This is a genomic window from Sphingorhabdus sp. (assembly GCF_035329025.1).
GTDB lineage: Bacteria > Pseudomonadota > Alphaproteobacteria > Sphingomonadales > Sphingomonadaceae > Sphingorhabdus_B.
The window spans coordinates 1-9,319 of record NZ_DAOLHN010000064.1 but is presented as its reverse complement, the minus strand read 5'-3'; the positions used below and the strand labels follow the sequence as shown (position 1 = coordinate 9,319).

Sequence of the window (9,319 nt, the reverse complement as noted above, 5' to 3'; positions counted from 1 at the left end):
TTAGGGATGCCTCGGCATTGCCTGAGACAGAATTTTTACGCCTCTTCTGGGCACCATTTTTCAATCCCAAGGCATCCCAAGAGGGTCGACAAAACGGCAGAATTCTGCCATTAATTGCTCTCACCGTTCCCGTGCAGTGTCAAGCGATACCATACGGTCTGGTGCCATGAAATGCCATTTTTCGGGCCAATGGCCCCACCTAAAAATGCTTCATGGCACCACATCTTGATGGCCTTGCCGACCCTTTCGCTGGAACCTGATGAGGAGAGTCGCAAATGCCGCTTACAGAGTTGCAAATCCGGAATGCCCGGTCTGGCGAAAAGATCACCCAGCTTGGCGATGATCGAGGCCTCTATCTGGAGGTCCATCCCAACGGGTCAAAACTGTGGCGATACAAATATCGGCACGCAGCCAAGCAGAAGCGCCTTGCTCTTGGACGCTATCCCGATGTCGGCTTGGCGGAAGCGCGGCGGCGAAGAGACGAAGCCCGACGGCAGCTTGAAAGCGGGATCGATCCCTTGATGGCGAGGAAGCGCGAAAAGCTGACAGCCGCTTTCAATGCTGCGAACAGTTTTGGTGACGTCGCCAAGGAATATGTCGACAAGATGGTCGCAGAAGGCCGCGCCGATACCACGATTAGCAAGGTGAACTGGCTGCTGGAGCAGTTGCAGCCCATAGCTGCCTTTCCGATCACCGACCTTAAGCCGATGGATGTTCTGGCCGCGCTTAAGCGTATCGAGGCAAGGGGCAAGTATGAAACCGCACGGCGGTGCCGTTCGTTCGCTGGCCGCGTGTTTCGCTACGCTGTGGCAACCGGGCGGGGTGAAACCGACCCGACCGCGATTTTGCGCGGTGCAATGATCGTTCCCAAGGTCAAGCATCATGCTGCCATCCTCGAACCAGCGCAGCTCGGAGAACTACTCCGTTCGATAGACTCCTACTCTGGCCATGCGATCACGCGGCTGGCGATGCAGGTCTCCCCACATGTCATGGCTAGACCGGGTGAAATCCGCAAAGCGACCTGGGCCGAGTTCGATCTGGACAATGCTGTGTGGAAAATTCCCGCCGAGCGCATGAAGATGCGCCGCCCGCATGAAATCCCATTGTCGCGGCAGGTGCTAGCCTATCTCGAAGAACTGTCCGCATTGACGGGACCGACCGGCTTCGTGTTTCCAGCCTTTCACACGTTCAAACGCCCTCTCAGCGAGAACACGGTCAATCAGGCGTTCCGGCGATTGGGCTATGCGGTGGGTGAGGTGACCGCCCACGGATTGCGCACCACCGCCTCAACCTTGCTCAACGAGAGCGGCAAATGGGCACCCGACGCCATCGAGCGGTCACTTGCCCATTCCGATGCGAACAGCGTTCGCGGTGTCTATAATCGCGGTCGCTATTGGGATGAGCGCGTGGCGATGCACCAATGGTGGAGCGATTATCTCGACCAGCTAAGACTTGGCGGCGACGTTGTTCCGTTTCCAGCGCCGGACCGAACCGCGAAAAGATCACGTTCGCATCTTAAGGCAGTTTGAGCGAGCCGTGCGCGTGGCTTCTTCAAGGTCGATCAGCGTGCTCGTTGCGAAAGCCGACTGGATCGGCGATCCACTGGTTGACGGCGGACTCGCGCCAGCCAGCGCCATGAATGCTGATCCTGACCTGACAAGGGAAGGTGCCTTCGGCGATCTTGCGATACATGGTCGATCGGGAAAGCCCGGTGCGGGCCAGTACGGTTTTGAGGCGGATAATTCTTTCGGAGTCGGACATGGGATGCACTTCCATTCTTTGACAGTCATTGGCTCCCCATGAGCCAAGAATTGGCGAAACAAATTTTCCGCGCAAGAGCCTGTTAGGCGACGGTGAGCGCAGGCGGACGAAAGGCGGCAATCGGCGGCGTACGAAGATGGACGGCTATGATCGAACAGAGCCGACTATGGACGGCGGTACGTGGCGGCGCAGGGCGGGGCTTAATTTTGGTGGATCAGTCGAAATTGCGTCGGCAGCCGGAACTGCCGCTCAATTGGACGCCAAAGCTGGACAGTCGGGGCCGAAATGTTCGCCGCCATTGCCGGTATTCGACGGCCTTATTCCGAGTCCATCGCAAAGCGAGTAAGTGGCTGAGAGTGTATGGCGTCACTTGACGCCGAACGAATTTGTTGTTAGGAGGTGCTATGAAGATCAGGAACGTGATCCACAAAGGGTTGCGGCGCTTCATCGAGAATGATGACGCTAGCGGGTTGCAGCCTGCTGTTGTCACCAAGGTGCAGCGTATCGTTTCCTTCCTCCAGGACATGGAGCGCGAGGAGGAGCTTCGCACCGTGCCGAGCTGGAAAGCGCATATGCTGACCGGCGACCGCAAGGGGACGTGGAGCCTATTCGTGACCAAGAACTGGAGGATGACGTTTCGGATCGACCGTCAGGATATCGAGATCATAGACCTTGACTATGAAGACTATCACTAGGAACTGGCACTAGGAGCTGGACATGAGCGCAATCGCAGGCATACGCATGAAGAACCCGGCGCATCCGGGCGGTTTCGTGAAATCGGAAATCATCGAGCCGTTGGGCTTGTCAGTGACGGCAGCGGCGCAGGTGTTGGGCGTCACCCGCGCGACGCTCTCGACCTTGCTCAACGAACATTCGCAGCTTTCGTCCGAAATGGCGCTGCGGATAGAAAAGGCGTTTGGCGTGTCGATGGACACGCTTATGCGGATGCAAAACAGCTATGACATCGCGCAGGCGAGGAAGCGTGAGGGGGAGATCAAGGTTATGCCGTTTAAGGGATTATCTGACGACGGTGGCGCGTCTGCTACGCTCTGAACATATTTTAAAGCGAGAGTTCGTGCATGCCGCGCATATTTGACAATATCGACAATTCACTGCTGCCCGAACTGAACAAGGTTCTTTCTGTATCAGAGCGGGCTGATTTTTGCGTTGGCTACTTCAATCTGCGGGGTTGGCGAAAAATTGATGAGCACATCGAAAGCTGGTCGGGACAGGATGGAAATGCCTGCCGATTGTTGGTCGGTATGCATCAATCGCCAGAGAGGGGGCTCCGGGAAAAGCTATCTTCTGCATATCACGATGATGGGATTGACAACGCCAGCGCTCTCGAACTCAAAAAAGCACTGGCAGAGGAATTCAGGACGCAGCTTGCGCTTGGCACGCCGACCAATAGCGACGAAGCCGGGTTGCGACGACTTGCACGTCAAATCCGAGCGCGGAAAGTAGTCGTCAAACTTTTCCTACGCCATCCGCTTCACGCAAAATTGTATCTTTTGCACAGGCCTGATCCGATCAATCCCAAGGTTGGCTTCGTAGGCAGTAGCAATCTCACGTTCGCAGGATTGGCATTTCAGGGTGAACTAAATGTCGATGTGATGGATCATGACGCTTGCGACAAGCTGGCAGCATGGTTCGAAGATCGCTGGAACGATCGCTGGTGCATCGACATTTCTGACGAACTTGCGACAATCATCGAGGAGAGCTGGGCGAGCGAAACGCTAGTCGATCCATACCATGTATATCTGAAAATCGCTTATCACCTGGCTCAAGAAGCTCGCCTCGGACAGTCAGAATTCCGTATCCCGGCAATCTTTGGCGACAAGCTGTTCGATTTCCAAACAAGTGCCGTGAAGGTCGCGGCCCATCATTTGAACAAGCGTGGCGGCGTTGTAATCGGTGACGTTGTTGGCCTCGGTAAATCGATTATGGCTTCAGCGTTACTCAAGATTCTCGAAGAGAGCGATGGACGGAGTTTGATCATTTGTCCCAAGAACCTCGTCGAGATGTGGGACGACTATGTTGAAACCTACAGCCTCCCGGCCAAGATCGTCTCGCTTTCGCGTGTCGAAAGCGAGCTGCCGGATCTTCGCCGTTATCGTACGGTCCTGATCGATGAGAGCCATAATCTCCGGAACCGTGAAGGCAAACGCTACAAGGTGATAGAGGACTATATCCGGTCAAATGATAGCCAATGTATTCTGCTGTCGGCCACACCCTATAATAAGTCGTTTATCGACCTGTCGTCCCAGCTTCGTCTGTTTATTGAGGACGATCAAGACATCGGCGTTCGTCCAGAGGCGATGATCCGCGCCATTGGCGGTGAGACCGAGTTTGTCCGCAAACACCAATGTGCCGTGCGATCAATTCCTGCTTTTGAAAAGAGCGACCAGACCGATGACTGGCGCGAATTAATGCGACTTTACATGATCCGTCGTACACGCGGGTTCATTCTCCAAAACTACGCCCAAACGGATGCAGCGAGTGGCCGCAAGTACATCACCTTTAACGACGGCACCCGGTCGTACTTCCCGGTTCGTCAGCCAAAATCCGTTAAGTTCGAAATCGACGACAAGGACCCTAATGACCCCTACGCTAAAGCTTATTCCGATGCTGTTGTTTCGGCAGTCGATGGCCTTTCACTGCCGCGCTATGGTTTGGCCAACTATCTGAATCCCGATCCAGCTCACCCGCCGACCCCAGCCGAAGATTTGATCATGGATGGCTTAGGCCGTGCTGGCGTTCGGCTGATGGGTTTTTGCAAGACCAATCTATTCAAAAGACTCGAAAGCGGCGGGCCTGCTTTCATTCAATCGCTGCAACGCCACGTCATGCGCAACCTTGTCTATTTACACGCGCTGGAGAACGGCCTGCCGGTTCCTATTGGAACGCAGGACGCCGAGTTGCTCGACGTGTCCGATGAAGATGCAGATTCTGAGGCTGCGGATACGCTCTTCGCCGATGGGGAATATGCTGGTGAAGCTGAAACTGAAGTTACGACCGACGAATTGGTGAAACAGCGCGAACAGGCAGCACTAATCTACGGCGTTTATGCAAATGCCAAGAAGCGCCGCTTCAAATGGTTAAAGGCAGCGCTGTTTAAGCGCTCGCTCCAAACTGATTTGCAGGCCGACATTGACGCCTTGCGCGGCGTTCTGCAAATTTGTGGGGAATGGGTGGAAGCGCGCGACACTAAACTCAAAGCGTTGATTGACCTTGCTCGCGTCGATCATCCGAATGACAAGCTGCTTATTTTTACGCAATTTGCCGACACCGCCCGGTATCTGGAAGCCGCCTTGCGTAATGCGGGCATCAACTCTGTGTCAGCCGTCACCGGCCAATCTGAGAATCCGACGCGGCTCGCATGGCGATTCAGCCCAAAATCGAACAAGAAGGAGCACATCGCGCAGGCCGAAGGAGAACTTCGCATCCTGATCGCAACGGACGTCCTATCAGAAGGCCAAAACCTTCAAGATTGCGCGACCATTGTCAATTTCGACCTTCCCTGGGCGATCATCCGACTGATCCAGCGCGCGGGTCGCGTCGACCGGATCGGGCAACAGGCCGACACAATCAACTGCTACTCCTTCCTTCCGGCCGATGGGGTTGAGCGGATCATCCGGCTTCGCTCACGTGTTCGAGAACGTTTGAAAGAAAATCAGGAAGTGGTCGGCTCGGACGAGGCCTTTTTTGAAGACGATGACAAAGAAAACCCGATTCAGGACCTCTACAGCGAAAAATCGGGCATTCTTGACGGCGAGGACGAAGGGGAAGTCGACCTAGCGTCTTATGCGTTCCAGATATGGCAAAACGCCATTGAAGCTGACCCGAAGTTGAAAAAACTGGTCGAAGACCTGCCCGATGTTGTGTTCGCGACCAAGAGATTGCCATCCATTACTGATGCCAAGGAAGGCGCACTCGTCTACATCCGCACACCGGACGACAATGATGCACTGGCTTGGGTGGACGAGCACGGAGAAATTCTGACGCAGTCGCCGCTGGCAATCCTTCGCGCCGCCGAATGCGCGCCAGATGAACCGGCTCTGGAGCGCACCGAGTTCCACCACGAAATCGTTGCCAAAGGCGTCGAGCATCTGATGCAAGAGGAGCGCACAACCCATGGTGCGCTTGGCCGCCCGTCCGGCGCGCGGTTCAAGACCTACGACCGGCTAAAAAGGTTTCTGGAGCAGCAGGGCAACGAACGCACCTTGTTTGTAACCGACCACTTCGTTCGCGATGTCGAAAAGGTGATGGCCGACATTTACGACTTTCCGATGTTCCAATCGACCATCGACACCCTCAATCGACACCTCAAAACGGGGATTAGCGACACCAAGCTTGCCGAAATGGTCATCGCACTTCGCGAAGATGGGCGTTTGTGTATCAAGCAGGACAAGGAAGAAGAGCAGACCGACATGCGTATCATTTGCTCAATGGGACTGAAAGGCTGACCATGGCAATCGACAGGGGGCAGGCGACAATCCATTTGCGGGCGTTTGATTTCGCCAAGCTTTTCATCGAGGAGTTGGGGTGGGACCGACCTCAATCCCGTCAACCCGAGCAGATCGAAGCAGGCGGCGCGCAATACGCTTTGACCCCGGTTGCGGACAAACGCGGCGTTCGAATATTCCATTGTGATGCGGTGCCCGAACGTAGCACCAGACAGCGCATCGAGCGCGAGATAACCAAGCGCGCTTACGAACACCTAATCATCTTCACAGACACTGCCCAGACCAAACAAATCTGGCAGTGGGTCGCGCGCGAAAAGGGCAAGCCCGCCGCCTTCCGCGAACACGAATGGCGCGCCAGCACTCCGCCTGATGCCTTGATCCAAAAGCTCGATCACATCGCCTTCACCCTCAGCGAAGAAGAAGGGCTGACCCTCGCCGGAACAACGCTGCGGATGCGCGATGCGTTTGATCGAGAGAAAATTACAAAACGGTTTTACGAAGCGTTCAAGCAGCAGCACGACCTCTTTCTGGGCTTCATAGAGGGGCTTGCCAGTGCGACCGACCGCCAATGGTATGCTTCGCTGATGCTCAACCGGTTGATGTTCGTCTATTTCATCCAGAAGAAGCGGTTTCTGGATAACGATATCGACTATCTGAAGAACCGGCTGGCACAGGTCCGCGCCGCCAAGGGCACAGACCAATTCCACAGCTTTTATCGCGCCTTCCTGCTCAAACTGTTTCACGGCGGTTTGGCGACTGCGGCAAATGCACGCGATCCGGAAACAGCACGTTTGCTCGGAGCCATCCCATATTTGAATGGCGGGCTGTTTGAACCGCATGCGCTGGAGGCCGAAGGTAACGCAATTCAGATCGCCGACGCCGCATTTGAAGGCGTGTTCAATTTCTTTGATCAATATGAATGGACGCTCGACACCCGTGCCATCGAACGCGCTGATGGTAAGGAGATCAACCCCGATGTCCTTGGCCACATCTTTGAAAAATACATCAACCAAAAGCAGATGGGGGCCTATTACACCAAGGAAGATATCACCGATTATATCACCAAGAACACCGTCATTCCCTGGCTTTTCCAGAATGCCATCGCGCATGACAAGGTGGCGTTCGAACCGGGCAGCGCGGTGTGGCGGATGCTTTCCGAAAATCCCGACGCCTATATCTACCCGGCGGTGAAGCACGGAGCGGATCAGCCGCTTCCCGACAACATCGCCGCAGGCATCGATGATGTTGCCCAGCGGGGTGACTGGAACAAGACTGCCCCTGCCAGCCACGGCCTGCCGACCGAAACCTGGCGTGAGTTGGTGGCGCGGCGCGAGCGCTATGCCAGCCTCAGGGCCAAGGCGGGGGCGGGCGAGATTGCCTCGATTGAGGATTTTATCACCCTCAATCTCGACATTCGCCAGTTTGCGCGCGACGCGATCCAATATGCTGAAAGCCCCGATCTTGTCCGCGCATTCTGGAAAGGCATTTCGGCGATCAAAGTGCTCGATCCGGCCTGCGGTTCGGGCGCATTCCTGTTTGCTGCGCTCAATATCCTTTACGACTTATATGATGCCTGCCTTGAGCGCATGGAGCAGTTCGTTGAAACAGCGCCGGAGGGCAGCGGGCCGCGTCAACTCTACTCGGATTTCCGCAGCGTTCTCGACCAGATCGAGCGCCACCCCAACCGCCCCTATTTCATCTATAAATCGATCATTCTCGATAACCTTTATGGCGTCGATATCATGGATGAGGCGGTAGAGATTTGTAAGCTCCGCCTGTTCCTGAAACTCGCGTCGCAACTGGAACGCGCCGACCAGATCGAGCCGTTGCCCGATATCGATTTCAATATCAGGGCGGGGAACACCCTGATCGGTTACACCTCGATCGCCGACGTGCGCCGCGCGACCGAGGCGTCAGGCTTTGACTTCGATGACCGTGCCGGGAAGATCGAAGCGGCAGCGCAGGATCTTGACGCCGCATTTCGACTGTTCCGTGAACAGCAGACCGCGCTTCATGGGGCGATCGGTGCTGATCACAAAATCGAACTACGAAACCGGCTTGCGGCGCTTGAGGCCCAGTTGGATCGGTACTTGGCACATGATTACGGCGTAGATGCTGGCGACGACATAGCGGCAAGCGCCAACTTTGCATCATGGAAGGCCAGCCACAAGCCCTTTCATTGGCTGGTCGAATTTTATGGGATTATTGAAAGTGGAGGGTTCGATGTGTCAGTCGGGAACCCCCCATACGTCAAGGCATCTGAAGTCCGAAAGGATTACGCCATCCGTGGCTACGACACCGAACGATGTTCCGACATGTATGCCTGGATTATGGAGCGGGCCGCGACATTGACGTCCGCTAATGGCTTTTACGGTATGGTTGTTCCGCTGAGCCTTACATTCTCTGGCAGCTTTCAGCCACTTCGAAATTTGTTGCTCGATCAGTTTGCTGGAAATTGGTTTTCGTCATTTGCCCGTATCCCGGCTGCACTATTCAGCGCCGACGTCCGAGTCCGAAATACAATCCATATCGGCAGTCGTGGAGGGAGAGCAGGGAATTACACTACGATCACACACCGCTGGTTTGAAGAAGCGCGGCCTTACTTGGTTGAGCGCATTGAATATGCGGAATTCCAGCCAGATCTTTGGGATGGGTTGGTGCCGAAGCTAAGCAACCAAAAGTTCTTAAGAGCGATAGAATCATCGAAGAGGGCAAATGGTAATCTGGACATGCGCCTGTCGTCATCCGCTACGGGGTACATGCTGCATTTCAAACAGGCGGCATACAATTGGGTGTCCTTTGGCTACAGTGAGCCACCATGCTATTCAGAGACAGGGCGACAGATACCCCAAACAAAGGTTGGACGCATCTTTGCGACGGATGAACCATCACGAAATATTATACACACGCTTTTGAACGGAAAAATCGCGTTCATCTGGTGGGCCATGATGGGCGACGATTTCGACGTTACGCGTAAAGACTTTGAATTTCTGCCTGTCCGCCGTCAGCACCAATGGCACAGAATTGAGGTTGTGATTTAAGGAGGATTTGGGCTTCGTCGTAGTGACGAAGGAACGAAGATGAAGCCCAAA

Annotated in this window: 6 protein-coding genes; 5 read left to right on the top strand and 1 reads right to left on the bottom strand. The window is 55.0% G+C overall.

Annotated features, from left to right (window positions below; genetic code table 11):
* The first annotated feature begins 275 nt into the window (after positions 1-275).
* Complete coding sequence (locus PKC81_RS13630) at positions 276-1,529, top strand: integrase arm-type DNA-binding domain-containing protein (protein WP_324337004.1); 1,254 nt, start codon at positions 276-278, stop codon at positions 1,527-1,529.
* A 22-nt stretch (positions 1,530-1,551) separates the two neighbouring features.
* On the opposite strand, the gene PKC81_RS13625 is transcribed toward PKC81_RS13630, so the two are convergent.
* Entirely contained in the window at positions 1,552-1,761 is a 210-nt protein-coding gene (locus PKC81_RS13625) for an AlpA family phage regulatory protein (protein ID WP_324337002.1), read from the bottom strand.
* A 404-nt stretch (positions 1,762-2,165) separates the two neighbouring features.
* On the opposite strand from PKC81_RS13625, the gene PKC81_RS13620 reads away from it, so the two are divergent.
* Genes PKC81_RS13620 through PKC81_RS13605 form a run of 4 tightly spaced genes read left to right on the top strand, consistent with a single transcriptional unit; the run spans position 2,166 to position 9,268 of the window.
* Positions 2,166-2,456, top strand: coding sequence for a type II toxin-antitoxin system RelE/ParE family toxin (locus PKC81_RS13620; protein ID WP_324337000.1), 291 nt, complete (start codon positions 2,166-2,168; stop codon positions 2,454-2,456).
* A gap of 22 nt (positions 2,457-2,478) precedes the next feature.
* A complete protein-coding gene (locus PKC81_RS13615) occupies positions 2,479-2,814 on the top strand; it encodes a HigA family addiction module antitoxin (protein ID WP_324336997.1) in 336 nt (111 codons plus the stop codon).
* 26 nt (positions 2,815-2,840) lie between these two features.
* Complete coding sequence (locus PKC81_RS13610; protein ID WP_324336995.1) at positions 2,841-6,227, top strand: helicase-related protein; 3,387 nt, start codon at positions 2,841-2,843, stop codon at positions 6,225-6,227.
* Positions 6,228-6,229: 2 nt separating this feature from the next.
* Positions 6,230-9,268, top strand: a complete 3,039-nt coding sequence (locus tag PKC81_RS13605; RefSeq protein WP_324336993.1) for a DNA methyltransferase — start codon at positions 6,230-6,232, stop codon at positions 9,266-9,268.
* The last annotated feature ends 51 nt before the right edge of the window (positions 9,269-9,319 follow it).